This is a genomic window from Embleya hyalina (assembly GCF_003967355.1).
GTDB classification, from domain to species: Bacteria; Actinomycetota; Actinomycetes; order Streptomycetales; family Streptomycetaceae; genus Embleya; species Embleya hyalina.
On record NZ_BIFH01000013.1, the window covers coordinates 19,034 to 32,389 of the forward strand.

Genomic DNA, 13,356 nt, shown 5'->3' on the forward strand with positions numbered 1-13,356 from the left:
CCGGGTTCGGTCCGGCCCCGATGCCTACGTGCCGGTCGCCGCGCGGGCGGTGGACAGCAGCTCGGACACCGTGCCGGTGAAGTCGGGCAGCATCGCGTACACGGTCGTCCACGCGTCCGGGCGGCCCGCCAGGTGGGTGTCGACGAGCAGGTCCAGGGCGTCGTCGACCGCCCGGGGGACGACCCCGTGGGGCGCCTCGGTCAACGTGCGCAGCACGATGCGGGCGGGTCGGCCGTGCCGGAGCCACTGCTCGGGGTCGACCGAGCCGTCGGTGAGCGCGTCCGTGATCAACCCGGGCCGATCGCCGGCCGATCGGCGCCGGTCGAGGAACGGGTACACGGCGCGCAGAAGATCGCGCGCGAGGGGCCAGGCATGCCGCGCGAGTTCGGCCAGGTCGCAGTACTCACCGGCGTGTTCGGCCAATGCCCGGGTCGGTTCCTCGGGGAGGTCCGGCCGGGCGTCGGCGAGTACTTCGAGCGCCTTGACGGAGAGCGGCTCGGCGCGGTGCGCGGCGAGGATCGTCGACCAGCCGGGGTCGGCGACGGTCTCCAGGAAGCCGCGTGCGCCCAGGCTCGGCAACAGCGCGACCACGCCGCCCGCCCGGGCTCGCTCCTCCCAGTCGGCGATGGTTTCCGCCAGGAGCCGGTCGGCGTCGGCGGGTGTCGCCCGGTCCGCCCGGGCGACCACCGCGCTCGGGTCCGTGCCGAGGCTTTCACCGGCGTGGTCGGCGCCGTCCGGGTGCAGAGTGTTCCGGGCGAGGATGGCGGTGACACGCGCGTCTCCGTCGGCCAGTGCCGCGCGGTACGCGTGCAGTGCCTCGTGGACGGTTGCCCGGTAGTGGTCGCGATAGTGCCGGGACGGCCGTGTGGTCGGGTCTTCGACGGCGATGGCGATCAGTGTCCGGCGCAGCGCGGGCAGCCGCGCCGGGTCGCGGAGCAACCGCTCCCGAACCCGCGGCGATGTGCGCGGCCGGGTGAAGATTCCCACGTCGATCGCGGGAGCGCCGGCGGCGAGCAGCGCGGCGTCGACGTCGGCGCCGCCGGGACGGCCGTACAGGTCGGCGGTGAACTCGGGCGGCAGATGGGCGGCGACGCGCGCGATGGTGTCCGGGGCGGTCTCGCGCAACAGTCGGCACAGGGCGGCGTGGCGTTGCCGGCCGGAGTTGTGGCTGCCGGGCCGGAGGTAGTCGGCCCAGATCGGCGGGGCGGGGTCCGGGCCGTCGGCGGCCGCCACGGCCGCGTCGAGGAGGTCGGGCAGGGTGCCGGGGTGCTCCGGGCCGAGCCGGGCCAGGTGCAGCCATTTGGGGACGTCGTCGCCGAGCCGGTCGCGGACGAGTCGGGCCAGTTCGGCGTCGACGAGGGCGAAACGCTCCCGTCGGCGTCGCTGCGTCGCCGGTCGCGCCGCGGCCTGGACGTAGTTCTCCAGGAACGCCCACGCCGGAGCGGCCTCGGTGACCACGTCGGCCGCGGCCGGGGCGTCGGCGGTACGGGTGGGCTCGCACGCGTCCAACAGGGCGCCGGTGAGGTCGCCGTCGTCGATGCCCTCGACCGCGGGCCACCGGGTCAGCCGCGGCCGGCCGTCGGGATCGACGCCGACCAGTGCCCGCAGCGCGGCGTGGTCGAGCCCGTACCGACGCACGAGGCAGACCACGTCGTCGGAGAACAGGGGCGACCGGTGGTGGGCGTCGAGGACCGGGCCCCATTCGAAGGTGTGCGGGGCGACCATGACCCGGTTCACCGCCGGGGACAGGCGGGAGCGCGATGGCTCCTCGATCGCTCGCAACCGCCGGACGAAGCCCTCCGGTCGGGCCGCGTCGAGGATGGTGGTCTCCACATCGGCCCGGACCTTGGGCCGGTCGAGGGCTTCGCGCATCTGCCGGTGCAGTCCCCGATAGGCGCCGTCGAGGTCGCGCGTCCACGGCCGCACGGCGTCCGCTCCCTCCAGGTCCCACAACCGCAGCAGGGCCAGGGCCCGTTCGGCGCGGGTGAGCCGACCGTCGGCGCCGAGTGTGTGCAGCGTGTGCCGGACCAGGTCGGGATCGGCCGCGACCACGGCGGGTGCGAGCACGGTGTACTCGGTCGTCGCGAGCAGGCGGGCGCGCAGCGCGGGATGCACGGGTACCGGTCCGACCGGCACGAGCCCGGCCGTCACCCGTTCGGTCGGCGGCAGGCATCCGGGTGGACTGCCGGCCAGGATCAGCCGGCACATCAGCGGCGAATCGGTGTGGTGGAGAAGGAGGTTCATCTCCGGGTCGTCGCGGCGGTACAGGTCCCACAGCGGACTGTCGTAGCGGGTGAGTCGCCCCGGTTCGGCACGGAACTCCAGATCGCCGGCCAGCCCGATCCGGTCGATGTCGTCGCCGTGCGCGTACATCCAGTCGAGGAAGGCGTCGGGGCTGCCGAGTGCCCCGGCCACGAGCCGACCGCGGGCCGCGGCGCCCATCCGCTCGGCCACCGCCTCCACTTCGGCGGCGTCGGCGTGGCACAACAAACGGATGAACGCCGCCTCCGCCATGCCGTGCCTTTTCTCTCGTGCGCGCGCCGGCCGGTCGCCCGCCGACGGTACGCGCCTCCGCCGGGGACACTCCACCCAATCATCCGCCGTCGGTCAGTCGCGGACGGGGTCGCCCGCAGGCGCTTCCGGCGCCCGCGCGCGGCGTGAACGCCCGCCGGGGCGGCCGGATTTCCCGGACGGGAGAGCGCCCGGACGGCCCCATGCGCCGGTGGCGTTCGCGGCGCTGTCGGGTGCCCGGTGACGCGCGGGAGTCCGGCGGGAACGGCCTTTCCCAAGTAGGGATCTCTCGCGCAATTCGCCGTGTACCGTTGCTTCCCGGTCGAGCTGTGCGCACAGTGTTGTCAGGCCATTACATCGAGTGATCAGGGGGTTGGGGACGTGAAGACTTCTGGTGCGCGCCGGGCCACATGGGCCGGCGCATTCGCCGCAGTGGCGCTGATCGTGGCCGGACTGCCGCTGTCCGGCTCGGCGTTCGGCGATCAGGACGGCGCCGAGGCATCGACCGTGCGGTCCGCGACGGGCGGCGAAACACCCGATCCGGCACCGCCGCCGCCGGGTTCGGCCCGGCTCCGGAACGCCCCGGCCCTGTCCGGGCCGGGCTGGATGTCGGGCGGAGCCACCCGGCTGCTCGCCGGCGGCTACATGATCCGGTTCCTCGACCGCAGGGCGGCCGAGTGGTTGGGCCCCTATGTCCGGGCGTCGGCGGCCGAGTTGGCCCGGATCACCGGGCTGGCGATCACCGTCGACCCCGAACCGGCGGGCTACCCGTTTCCCCGGAGCAGGGGCGAGATCGTGGTCGGCGCGCTGGCCAACCCGTGCGTGGTGCCCGCCGACGGCGGCGCGTGGCGGGCGGTCACCGACGGCTCCGGTACCCCGGGCTGGAGTTGCGGGTTCCACGCGCGCGGCCTGCCGGACACGGTGACCGGCGGCCACGCGTACATCGACACGTCCTTCTTCACCGCCGACGGCAGGCCGATCGCCCGCCTCGGCGAGGCCGGGATGCGCAACCACGTCAGCCACGAACTGGGCCACACCCTGGGTCTGGGGCACCCGGACGACGCGCCCGGTGGCTGCCTCCGGGGTACCGACTCGGGCGAGGCGCCGGTGATGTGCACGGTGTCCAACGGCTATCAGGACTCCCGCGCCGGCCAGTACGTCCAGCAGTTCGACGTCCAGGGCCTGCGGGCGTTCGCCGAGGCCGCCGGGGCGCCGGTGCCGCCGCAGGGGAGGGTGACCGGGCTCGACGGCCGATGCCTCGGCGTGGAGGGCGGCCGGCCCGCGAACGGCACGCCGATCCGACTCCGCGACTGCGACGCGGGGGTGGGGCAGTCCTGGATCGTGGAGAAGGACGGCACCCTGCGGGCGATGGGCAAGTGCCTGGACGCCCCGGGCGACGGCGCCGCCGACGGCACCCGGATCGACCTGTTCGACTGCAACGGCACGGCCGCCCAGAAGTGGGCGGTCGACGCGCGCGGACGCCTGGTCCACCTCGCCGGCGGCAAGGTCCTGGACCTCGCCGCCGGCGGCCCGACCGACGACAGGGCGGTGGTCCTGAACACCCCGGGGCAGGGTCGGGGGCAACTCTGGACCGTCCCGAAGCAGCCGCCCGCGGCCGGTCGAGTCACCGCCGTGTGACCCGGATCTCCACGGGATCCCGATGAGTTCCCGATGGGCCCGCGGTCCTATCCTTCGACGGCATCGGAACGACCGCGTGAGGAATACGGACATGAGCGACAAGCCGAACGGCCCGGCGGGCTACTTCCCCTCGATCGAGAAGAAGTACGGGCGGCCGATCGAGGAGTGGTTGGACCTGGTTCGCTCCTCGCCGCTGACCAGGCACATGGAGTTGGTCTCCTGGCTCAAGACCGAGCACGGCCTGGGTCACGGCCACGCCAACGCGCTGGTCGCCCACGTGCGCGCCGAGCAGTCGGATGCCGGGTAGTCGTCGGTCGTCGCGCCGGGGTCAGGCGCTCCCCGCCGGCGTCGTCGTGGTGGGGCGGGCGCGCAGGTGGGCGCGCTCGCCCTGGGTACCGAACAGGCTGAGGAATTCCACCGGGCGGGCGTCGACCGCGTCGAACCAGTGCGGTACGCGGGTGTCGAACTCGGCCGCCTCGCCGGGCGCGAGCACCAGATCCTGCTCGCCCAGGATCAGCCGCAGCCGCCCGTTGAGCACGTACAGCCACTCGTAGCCCTCGTGGGTCTGCGGGTCGGGTTCCCCGCGCAGGCCGCCGGCGGAGATGACCAGCTTGTACGCCTGGATGCCGCCCGCCCGTCGGGTCAGCGGCACCATGGTCATGCCGAAGCGGGTGATCGGACGCAGATGGATGCGCGGGTCGCCGGTCGGCGGCGCGTCGACGAGTTCGTCGAGGGTGACCCCGTGTGCCCGGGCCAGCGGGAGCAGCAGTTCGAGGTTGGGGCGGCGGGAGCCGGATTCCAGGCGGGACAGCGTGCTCACCGAGATGCCGGTGGCCGCCGCCAGGTCACCCAGGGTGATCTGGCGATCGCGGCGCAGTGCGCGCAGGCGTGGGCCGACCGCGGTGAGGGCGGAGTCGAGATCGTCGTCCATGCCGTCGAGTTTGCCATATCGGCAAGTAATGTTGCCGGAATCGTGGATGCGTCGCATGGTCGTGATCGGAGGTGGTCGCGATGACCGATCGGCTGATGGACGGCTATGACGTGGTGGTGATCGGTGGCGGTGCCGCCGGACTGAACGGGGCGCTGATGCTGGCCCGGGCGCGGCGCTCGGTGGTGGTGATCGACGCGGGCGCGCCCCGCAACGCCCCGGCCGAGGGGGTGCACGGATTGCTGGCCCGGGAGGGCATGCCGCCGGCCGAACTGGTCGAGCGGGGTCGGGCGGAGGTGCGCGGATACGGGGGCCATGTGGTCACCGGCGAGGTGGACTCGGTGGCCCGGGAGGCCGACGGGTTCACGGTGGCGCTGGCCGACGGGCGTACCGTGCGGGCCCGGCGGCTGCTGGTGACCACGGGACTGGTGGACGAACTGCCGGAGGTCCCCGGGCTGCGCGAGCGGTGGGGGCGGGACGTGCTGCACTGCCCGTACTGCCACGGCTGGGAGGTGCGCGACGGGGCGATCGGCGTGCTGGCGAGCGGGCCGATGTCGATGCACCAGGTGTTGCTGTTCCGGCAGTGGAGCGACGACATCACCTTCTTCCCGCACACCATGGCGCCGCCGACGGAGGAGGAGGCCGAGCAGTTGGCGGCCCGGGGGATTCGGGTGGTGGCCGGCGAGGTGGCGTCGGTGGAGGTCGTCGACGACCGGCTGGCGGGTGTGCGGCTCGCGGACGGGACGCTGATCGAGCGCGACGCGCTGGCGGTGGCCACGCGGATGGTGGCGCGCGCCGACTTCCTGGCCGGCCTCGGCCTGCGGGCGGTGGCGCATCCCTCGGGGGTGGGCGAGCACGTCCCCGCCGACCCGACGGGACGCAGCGAGGTGCCCGGGGTCTGGGTCGCGGGCAACGTCACCGACCTGATGGCCCAGGTCGGTGCCGCGGCGGCCGGGGGCGCGGCGGCGGGCGCGCAGATCAACGCCGACCTGGTCGCCGAGGACACCCGGCGGGCGGTCGCCGCGTACCGGGACGTGTTCTCGGCCGCGAACGAGGCACGGGTGTGCGAGAAGGTGCTGGGGGAGCGTCGGCACGGGCTGTGACGGCCGGGGTGTCGGTGCCGCCCGTGACGATCGGGGGCATCGGCCCGGCTCGGAGTGTCGATCCGGCCCGTGACGGTCGGAGCCCGGGCCGGCACCGTGCCGGTCAGGGGCGCCGGTCCGGTACCTCACGCGGTGTCGGGTCGGTGCCCCAACTGGCCAGCAGGCGCAGGTTTTCCGCGGCGATCGGGTCGGCCGGGACGTGATGGATCGTCAGGCACTTTTCGGGGTCGTCGGGCAGCCGCAGGGTCTCGAACGGGAGGGTCAGCTCGCCGACCACGGGGTGGTGCAGGCGCCGGCTGCCGTGGCTCTGCTCCCGGACGTCGTGTCGGGCCCACAACCGGCGGAACTCCTCGCTCCCGGCCGAGAGTTCGTCCACCAGCGCGATGAGACGCGGGTCGTCGGGATAGCAGCCGGCGTCCAGGCGCAGGGTGCCGACGACGTCCGCCGCCTTCGACTCCCAGTCCACGAACAGGCGGCGGTACCCGGGGTTCAGGAAGACCAGCCGGCCCCAGTTGCGCTCCCGGTCCGCAAGTTCGTCCCAGTCGCCGAACAGGGCCGCCGCCGGGCGATTCCAGGCGAGGATGTCCAGCCGCCGACCGGTGACGTACGCGGGCATCGTGTCCATGGCGGTCAGCAGTGCCCGCAGGCCCGGGCGCACCTGCTGACGCCGCGGCGCGGTGTAGCGCCGGTGCGGCTGGTGCCGGCACTTGGACAGGTGCGTGAGGTGGGCGTGCTCGGTCTCGGTCAGCCGCAGCGCCCGGGCGATGGCGTCGATCACCTCGGTCGACACGTTGTGGCCCTTGCCCTGTTCGAGCCGGGTCAGGTAGGCGACCGACACGCCCGCCAGTCGGGCCAGCTCCTCGCGGCGCAGCCCCGGTACGCGCCGGTGCCGCCCGGACACGGGCAGCCCGACGTCCTGCGGGCCGAGCCGGGCTCGTCGGGTGCGCAGGAACTCGCCGATCCCGTCGCGCGGATCGATCGGCCGCCCGCCGCCGCTGGGGCGCGCGGCCTCGTCCGTACCGATGCGCTCGTGGACGCCGTTCATGCCGTTCATGTCGTTCATTCTCCATGGCCGGGCGGGCGATCGTGGGGCCGAGACTGACCCTGTCAGTGGTAGGAACCGGCGTGTACGCCTTCGGTCGACTGTTCCTGGCCAACCCCGACCTGCCGCGACGCCTCGCGGTCGGCGCCGGGTTCAACCGGCCGCCGCGGACCGGCCGCTGCGGCGGCGGTGCCGAGGGCTACCCGGACCATCCGCGCCCGGACGGGTGATCGGGGTCGGTCCCGGCCCGGGACGGCGGCGATTCCCGGAGTCGGGCGCGGGGGAGGATTCCGGGCATGACCGACTCCGGCGGCGGGATCCGCCACCAACACCGTGCCCGACGCGGCGACGCTGTCCGTGGACGTACGCGCTTGGACCCGCGCCGAACTCGACCGCGTGGCACGGCACATGCGCGAGCCGGGCCCGACGCCGTCCGCTCCGGCGGTGGCTCCGACGGCAATTTCACCGGCGCGCTCGGCATCCCCACCCTCGACGGCATGGGCGCGGTCGGCGGACACCCGCACGCCCGGGACGAGTTCGTGGACCCGACCCGTCTGCCCGGCCGAACCGCGCTGCCGGCGGCGGTACTCGATCGGTTGTGCGCGCACCGATCGAGCCCGACGGGGATTCGAGGACACGGCCCGGGACCGGTTGTGGTTTCGGACACTTCGCCGACTCGGACCCCGCGCCGGCCGCGCGCCGATTAGCGTCGGACGGGGAGTCCGTCGGCCCGGTCGGCGGCCGGCGGCCGCACAGGAGAGAGCATGCGATGAGGACGCAGTCCCACTTACCGCTCGACGCGCGATCCCGCTTGTCGGTCGACGCGCAACCACGTGCGGTGGCCGGGGCGTTCCGGCGATGAGCGAGGAGTCGCGGCGGCCGATGATCAGTCGGGAGCAGGCCGTCGCGTGTCTGCGCGTGCTGGGCGTGGAGGTACCGGAACCGGCGGACGACCCCGATCCGATGTCGCGACCGATGGCGCTCGGGCTGTTGCTGTTCCTGATCGAGGCCGCCGCGGCCGGCGACGTGGACCGGCTCGATCAGGAGGTGTTGCGCAGCGGCTACCAGTCGGGCGCGCGCTCGGCGGCGGCCGACCATCCTCGGGCCGACGACGCGTGGGTGACCACGTTCGTCTGGACGCGGGCGATCGAGGATCGCCTGCGCCGGACCGCGCTCGACCTCGCCGACACCGCGGTACCGACCCAGGAGGGGGTGTGGGGCGCCGCGCCGGCGATCACCCACGGCCTGGACGCGGTGTTGGCGCTGCTCGCCTCCACCAGCCCTCCCGACCCGCACGCCCTCGGCCAGGCCGAGGTGGTCGAGATCGTCCGGGGGAGCCTGCGCAGCGCCGACGCGCATCTGGTGGCCGCCCGGGCCCAGATCGAGAAGGGCCGCGCGGCGATCCGCGAATTGGGCTACGAGCCCTGAGCCCGCCCGCCGACGGCCGGGCCGTCAGCGCGGCGCGCCGGCCCGTTCGGAGGCGTCGAGGTAGGTGTGCAGCGCCCGGCGGGTGTGGGTGAGCGCGTCGATGCGCTGGTCCAGTCCGTCCAGGCGGGTGCGCAGGAAGTCGGTGAGTTCGCCGCAGGGGGCGAACTCGGGGGCCGCGCCGATCGCGCAGGGCAGCAGATACGCGATGTCCTCGGTGGAGAGCCCGGCTTCGAGCAGGCTGCGGATCTGGGTGACCGTGAGCACGGCGTCGGCGTCGTACTCGCGATAGCCGTTGGCGCCGCGCGCGGGTTCGAGCAGGCCCTGGGCCTCGTAGTAACGCAGTTGGTGGGTGTGTACCCCGGTCCGTCGACTCAGTTCCCCGATCAGCACGTGTGCGCTCCTGGTTGACCTTCATACCGGTGTGAACGTCGATGATCCTGCCACAGGCATCGCGTCACACGAAGGAGCCACGATGGGAACGCACGACGTCGACCGCACACCCGTGACGGTCATCGGTCTGGGGCACATGGGCCGGGCGCTGGCCGACACCCTCCTGCGCGAGGGATACCCCACCACGGTGTGGAACCGCTCGCCGGCCAAGGCCGACGACCTCGTCGCGCGGGGCGCGCGGCTCGCCCCGTCGGTCGCGGACGCGGTCGCGGCCGGGGCGCTCGTGATCGTCTGCGTCACGGACTACGCCGCGGTGCGCGAACTGCTCGACCCGCCGGCCGGGACGTTGTCCGGTCGGACCCTGGTCAACCTGACCACGGGCACCTCGCAGGAGGCCCGGGATACCGCCGCGTGGGCCGCCGGGCACGGCGCCGAATACCTCGACGGCGCGATCCTGGGCGCGCCGACCGCGATCGGTACGCCCGAGGGGGTGATCCTGTACAGCGGCCCGCCCGCCGCCTTCGAACGGCACGAGGCGGCGCTGCGGAGCCTGGGCGGCGGGACCGCGTACCTCGGCGCGGACCAGGGGCTGTCCGCGCTCTACGACGCGTCCATGCTCGGTCTGATGTGGGGCATCCTGAACGGCTTCCTCCAGGGGGCCGCACTGCTCGACACCGCCGGGGTGAGCGCACGCACGTTCGCGCCGGTGGCCCGGCAGGGGCTGGCTACGGTGACCGAGTGGCTGGCCGGCTACGCCGCGCAGATCGACGAGGGGAACTATCCGGTGCTCGACGCCAGTATCGACACGCACCTCGCCGCGATGGAGCACCTGGTGCACGAGAGCGAATCGCTGGGCGTCGACGCCGCGTTCCCGAGGCTGGTCCGGGCCCTGGCCGGGCGGGCGGTGGCCGACGGACACGGCGGCAGCGGCTACGCGGCCCTGATCGAACAGCTCCGTGCGCCGGCCGGAAGCCGCCCGTGATCGGCGACCGGGCCCGGCGCCGGGGGAATACCCGGCGCCTGATCGGGAATTGGGCCCTGACATGACCACCTCATCGTTCGACCCGCGTTCGCTGCTCGCGCAGAGCCGCCTCGGCGTGCTCGCGACCATCAAGGCGGACGGCCGCCCCCAGTTGTCCCCCGTGATGCCCTTCTACGATCGGGCGGCCGGCGTGCTGCACGTCTCGATGACCGAGGGCCGGGCCAAGACCGCCAACCTGCGCCGCGACCCGCGCGCGACACTCGAGGTCACCGGCTCGGACGGCGGCTCCTGGGCCACCGCCGAGGGTGTCGCGACCCTGATCGGACCGGGTACCGACCCGGACGGTCCCGAGGTCGACGCGTTGGTGGACTACTACCGCGCGGCGGCCGGGGAGCACCCTGACTGGGCGGAATACCGGTCGGTGATGGTGTCCGACCGTCGCGTGCTGATGACGATGACCGTCGACCACGTCTACGGGGCCAGGATCCGCTGACCCGTCGGCCTGTCGACCGGGTCGCCCGTTCACCCGTTCACCCGTTCACCCGTTCACCCGTTCACCCGTCGAGCGTGACCACGCGGTTCCGGTGGGACCCGCGTGGATCACCTCGACGGGTCGGGGTCGGGCGCGGTGGCGGGCGACGGTCTCGCGGACGGCGGGGGCGATCTCGACCGCCCGGCGGTGATATGGGGCGGGGTCGTCCGCCTCCGTGCCGAAGACGAGGGTGTCCATGCCGAACTCTACGGCCGGTTCGGTGAGTTCGTCGGTCCACTGGCGCGGCGGTCCGGTCAGGAAGCCGCCGGAGGGGCCGTCGGTGACGGTGCCGAACACGTTGCGGACGCGGCGCACCGTGGCGGGTTCGCGGCCGACCTCGGCGGCGCCCTCGTCGATCCGGCCCATCGGATGCACCGGACGCGGCCCGGGATGGACCCCGGCGAGATGGTAGTGCCGGCCGGCGTGGCGCACGGAACGTTCGTCGGACCACATCGGCCGGATGACGTCGACGGCCTCCTCCAACGCACTCGCGGCCTCGCCGGGCGTCCGCGAGGGACCGCCCATCGCCTCGATCGCGGCCCGGAACGCGCCCGCGCCCAGACCGAGTTCGCACCGTCCGCCGGAGAGTATGTCCGGACCGGCGGCGGATCCCCCGATGGGTCAGCGGGGGCCGTTGCCCTGTTCGACCCGCTCCCAGGCGTCGGCGAACAGTTCCGGCAGGGTCCGGTCGATGTCGGCACGGAAGTGGATGGTGAGGCTGTCGGACACGAGACGGATGCCGAGGAAGGTCGCCTTCCAGGTCTCCATCGAGTGGTATTCCGGCTTGTCCGCCTCCGCCCACGGGCCCGGCAGGAAGATGCCCCGGCGGGCCCGGGAGCGTTTGTCGGCCACCGCCAGGCCCGCGTCGACCAGGGCCGTCGCGGCCTTGCGATGGCGGGTCGGGGTCCAGCCGTTCCAGGTGCGCACCCTGCGGTCCGTCGGTGCCTCCAGGGCCAGCAGTTGCAGGTACAGGGCCGCCGCGTCGGGCGGCAGGGTCAGCGACGCGGCGACCCGGTCGACCAGTTCCGGGACGCTCGCGGCGGGGTTCGTCTCGTACGCGCCCGGGGGCAGCGCGCCGGAACGCAGCCGCTCGACCACGCGGGTGAAGTGGTCGCCGCGGATGCGCCGGACGTGGTCGACGGCGCCCGTCCCGTAGAAGCCGCGGCGCCGGTCGGCGAGTCGCTTCGTGCGCTCGGCGTCGACATCCAACAGGGCGGGACGGAAGCACAGTTGGGGCGCGTGCTTGTGCCGGCCGTGGAACGACGGCGGCGGTGCCCCGATCGCCACGGTCAGCCCGTCGTCGAACGCCACCGCGGTCAACGGCTCCGGGCCCGTGTAGGGATCCGGGCCGAAAAGCGCGCGCACGTCGTCGTCCGTGACCTCCCGCAGGGCGTTGCCGCCGTGGAGCAGCAGCCCGGGGTGGGCCAGGCGCGCGCGAAGTCCCTCGATCAGGGTCGGCAGACTCTCCCGGATCGGGTCCCCGGCGGGCAGTTCGGCGTACACGGTCGGTACGAGCATCGCCACATCCTGGAGCAGGTGCGCCAGGCGCCGGGGTTCGTCGCCCCGGCCCGAGGCGTCGACCAGCCCGATAGAGGTCTCCGTGGCGTGTGGACGGGTGTCCAGGTCCTCGGCGACCAGCGGATCGTCGGCGGGGTGGGCGAGGGCCGCGCAGATCTCGGCGACCGGTGTCCGGGGCTTCAGCGCGGCGATCAGCGCCCGTGAGGTCTCCGGGATCGGGGCGTGCCGACCGAACCGGGCCCGCCAGGCGACGGCGATCCGGCCGGCGAGCTCGCGCGGGCCGGTCGGCGACCACAACTCGGCGGGGTCCGCCGGCAGCGCGTGGGCGAACAGATCGAGCCGGTCGATGTCGCTCAGCGGTGCCAATTCGGCCTCGGCGGGCTTGGCCTCGGTGGTGGTCAGGCCCAGGGCGTGGCGCTCCTCGCGCGCCGGGAACGGGTCGGGGGACGACCGCGTCCCGGGGTTGGCGGCCAGCAGGAGGGCGGCCGCGGCGCGGGACATCCCGGTGGCGTCGACGAGCACGGCGACCGCCTCGGGATCCCACGGCATCGGCCCGCGGGTCCGGACCAGGTCGACCAGTTCGCGAATCTGTCCGGCACTGCCCCAGGCGCCACGCGGCACCTCGGCGACGTCGGTCATCGGGCCCGACTCGGGTGCCGCGGCGTCCCCGCGCCGGAACTCCAGGACGCGGACGCCCTTCCAGACGTGGAACAGCTTGATGGCGGCCCCGTGTTCGTCGCGTATCCCGGGCACGAACACGCTCGGTTCGGAAACCGTTCCGGTACGCCATCGGGCGTCGGCGTCGACGAACACGGTTGTGGACCAGACCTCCAACAGGGCGAGCAGGCGCTCGCGGGCCTGCTCCGGGGCCGACGGCGCCGCGGCGCGCAACGCGATCGCGCCGATCCGGCCGATCAGCGCCGCCCACTCGCCGTGACCGACGGGCTCGGGAGCGTGCCGCCCGGCGGGCGGATCCCACGTGCCGGCCAGGTATTCGCCGATACGTTCGAGGCCGGCGAGCGAGGCGCCCCGCCAACTTCCGCCCGTTCGGAGCAATCCGGTGACGGCCGTGGCCACACCCTCGTCGTCGATCGCCTGAAAGTTGTGTGCCATGGCCCATTTCTAGACCGCCGCCCGGACAGCGCGGCCGGCGGACGGATTCGTCGCGCGTTTTCAGGCCGGGGCAGGCAGGGGGACTTGCGGCAAGCCCCCCGCACGGGCCCACAATGCCGACTCACGGTGATCGTGTACCGGCTGATCGTGACCACGACGGTGTCGCGGCGG

The 13,356-nt window shown here is 73.8% G+C and carries 13 protein-coding genes; 7 read left to right on the forward strand and 6 right to left on the reverse strand.

The window, feature by feature from the left end; genetic code table 11:
- Window positions 1-24: 24 nt before the first annotated feature.
- Window positions 25-2,514 carry a hypothetical protein gene (locus EMA17_RS00145; protein WP_126634767.1) on the reverse strand — a complete coding sequence of 830 codons (2,490 nt, stop codon included), beginning with the start codon at window positions 2,512-2,514 and terminating at the stop codon, window positions 25-27.
- Window positions 2,515-2,892: 378 nt separating this feature from the next.
- On the opposite strand from EMA17_RS00145, the gene EMA17_RS00150 reads away from it, so the two are divergent.
- Window positions 2,893-4,149 carry a ricin-type beta-trefoil lectin domain protein gene (locus tag EMA17_RS00150; RefSeq protein ID WP_126634768.1) on the forward strand — a complete coding sequence of 419 codons (1,257 nt, stop codon included), beginning with the start codon at window positions 2,893-2,895 and terminating at the stop codon, window positions 4,147-4,149.
- A gap of 91 nt (window positions 4,150-4,240) precedes the next feature.
- Window positions 4,241-4,456: a DUF4287 domain-containing protein gene (locus EMA17_RS00155; protein ID WP_126634769.1), complete on the forward strand. Its 216-nt coding sequence runs from the start codon at window positions 4,241-4,243 to the stop codon at window positions 4,454-4,456.
- A 21-nt stretch (window positions 4,457-4,477) separates the two neighbouring features.
- On the opposite strand, the gene EMA17_RS00160 is transcribed toward EMA17_RS00155, so the two are convergent.
- Window positions 4,478-5,080, reverse strand: a complete 603-nt coding sequence (locus tag EMA17_RS00160; RefSeq protein ID WP_126634770.1) for a helix-turn-helix domain-containing protein — start codon at window positions 5,078-5,080, stop codon at window positions 4,478-4,480.
- Window positions 5,081-5,160: 80 nt separating this feature from the next.
- Here EMA17_RS00160 and EMA17_RS00165 point away from each other — a divergent pair, with 80 nt between their 5' ends.
- On the forward strand, window positions 5,161-6,180 hold the full coding sequence (locus EMA17_RS00165) for an NAD(P)/FAD-dependent oxidoreductase (RefSeq protein ID WP_126634771.1): 1,020 nt from the start codon (window positions 5,161-5,163) through the stop codon (window positions 6,178-6,180).
- Window positions 6,181-6,283: 103 nt separating this feature from the next.
- On the opposite strand, the gene EMA17_RS00170 is transcribed toward EMA17_RS00165, so the two are convergent.
- Window positions 6,284-7,225: a helix-turn-helix domain-containing protein gene (locus EMA17_RS00170; protein ID WP_126635498.1), complete on the reverse strand. Its 942-nt coding sequence runs from the start codon at window positions 7,223-7,225 to the stop codon at window positions 6,284-6,286.
- Window positions 7,226-7,305: 80 nt separating this feature from the next.
- Between EMA17_RS00170 and EMA17_RS00175 the strand changes: the two genes are divergently transcribed.
- Window positions 7,306-7,452 carry a hypothetical protein gene (locus EMA17_RS00175; RefSeq protein ID WP_174861277.1) on the forward strand — a complete coding sequence of 49 codons (147 nt, stop codon included), beginning with the start codon at window positions 7,306-7,308 and terminating at the stop codon, window positions 7,450-7,452.
- 652 nt (window positions 7,453-8,104) lie between these two features.
- Entirely contained in the window at window positions 8,105-8,650 is a 546-nt protein-coding gene (locus EMA17_RS00185) for a hypothetical protein (protein ID WP_126634772.1), read from the forward strand.
- A gap of 24 nt (window positions 8,651-8,674) precedes the next feature.
- Here the strand turns inward: EMA17_RS00185 and EMA17_RS00190 are convergent, their stop codons facing one another.
- Window positions 8,675-9,040, reverse strand: a complete 366-nt coding sequence (locus tag EMA17_RS00190; RefSeq protein ID WP_126634773.1) for a MerR family transcriptional regulator — start codon at window positions 9,038-9,040, stop codon at window positions 8,675-8,677.
- Between the two features lie 82 nt (window positions 9,041-9,122).
- On the opposite strand from EMA17_RS00190, the gene EMA17_RS00195 reads away from it, so the two are divergent.
- A complete protein-coding gene (locus tag EMA17_RS00195) occupies window positions 9,123-10,022 on the forward strand; it encodes an NAD(P)-dependent oxidoreductase (RefSeq protein ID WP_126634774.1) in 900 nt (299 codons plus the stop codon).
- 61 nt (window positions 10,023-10,083) lie between these two features.
- Complete coding sequence (locus EMA17_RS00200) at window positions 10,084-10,515, forward strand: PPOX class F420-dependent oxidoreductase (RefSeq protein ID WP_126634775.1); 432 nt, start codon at window positions 10,084-10,086, stop codon at window positions 10,513-10,515.
- 45 nt (window positions 10,516-10,560) lie between these two features.
- Here the strand turns inward: EMA17_RS00200 and EMA17_RS00205 are convergent, their stop codons facing one another.
- Both EMA17_RS00205 and EMA17_RS00210 read right to left on the reverse strand, forming a co-directional pair.
- Complete coding sequence (locus EMA17_RS00205) at window positions 10,561-11,172, reverse strand: LLM class flavin-dependent oxidoreductase (RefSeq protein ID WP_126634776.1); 612 nt, start codon at window positions 11,170-11,172, stop codon at window positions 10,561-10,563.
- Between the two features lie 3 nt (window positions 11,173-11,175).
- Window positions 11,176-13,185: a hypothetical protein gene (locus tag EMA17_RS00210; protein ID WP_126634777.1), complete on the reverse strand. Its 2,010-nt coding sequence runs from the start codon at window positions 13,183-13,185 to the stop codon at window positions 11,176-11,178.
- Window positions 13,186-13,356 lie beyond the last annotated feature (171 nt).

What these genes read in the sequence shown, in the direction of transcription:
- EMA17_RS00195 (WP_126634774.1), top strand. Translation starts at nt 9,123, where the DNA reads ATGGGAACGCACGACGTCGACCGCACACCCGTGACGGTCATCGGTCTG.
- EMA17_RS00165 (WP_126634771.1), top strand. Translation starts at nt 5,161, where the DNA reads ATGACCGATCGGCTGATGGACGGCTATGACGTGGTGGTGATCGGTGGC.
- EMA17_RS00170 (WP_126635498.1), bottom strand. Translation starts at nt 7,225, where the DNA reads ATGAACGGCGTCCACGAGCGCATCGGTACGGACGAGGCCGCGCGCCCC.
- EMA17_RS00185 (WP_126634772.1), top strand. Translation starts at nt 8,105, where the DNA reads ATGATCAGTCGGGAGCAGGCCGTCGCGTGTCTGCGCGTGCTGGGCGTG.
- EMA17_RS00160 (WP_126634770.1), bottom strand. Translation starts at nt 5,080, where the DNA reads ATGGACGACGATCTCGACTCCGCCCTCACCGCGGTCGGCCCACGCCTG.
- EMA17_RS00145 (WP_126634767.1), bottom strand. Translation starts at nt 2,514, where the DNA reads ATGGCGGAGGCGGCGTTCATCCGTTTGTTGTGCCACGCCGACGCCGCC.
- EMA17_RS00155 (WP_126634769.1), top strand. Translation starts at nt 4,241, where the DNA reads ATGAGCGACAAGCCGAACGGCCCGGCGGGCTACTTCCCCTCGATCGAG.
- EMA17_RS00200 (WP_126634775.1), top strand. Translation starts at nt 10,084, where the DNA reads ATGACCACCTCATCGTTCGACCCGCGTTCGCTGCTCGCGCAGAGCCGC.
- EMA17_RS00210 (WP_126634777.1), bottom strand. Translation starts at nt 13,185, where the DNA reads ATGGCACACAACTTTCAGGCGATCGACGACGAGGGTGTGGCCACGGCC.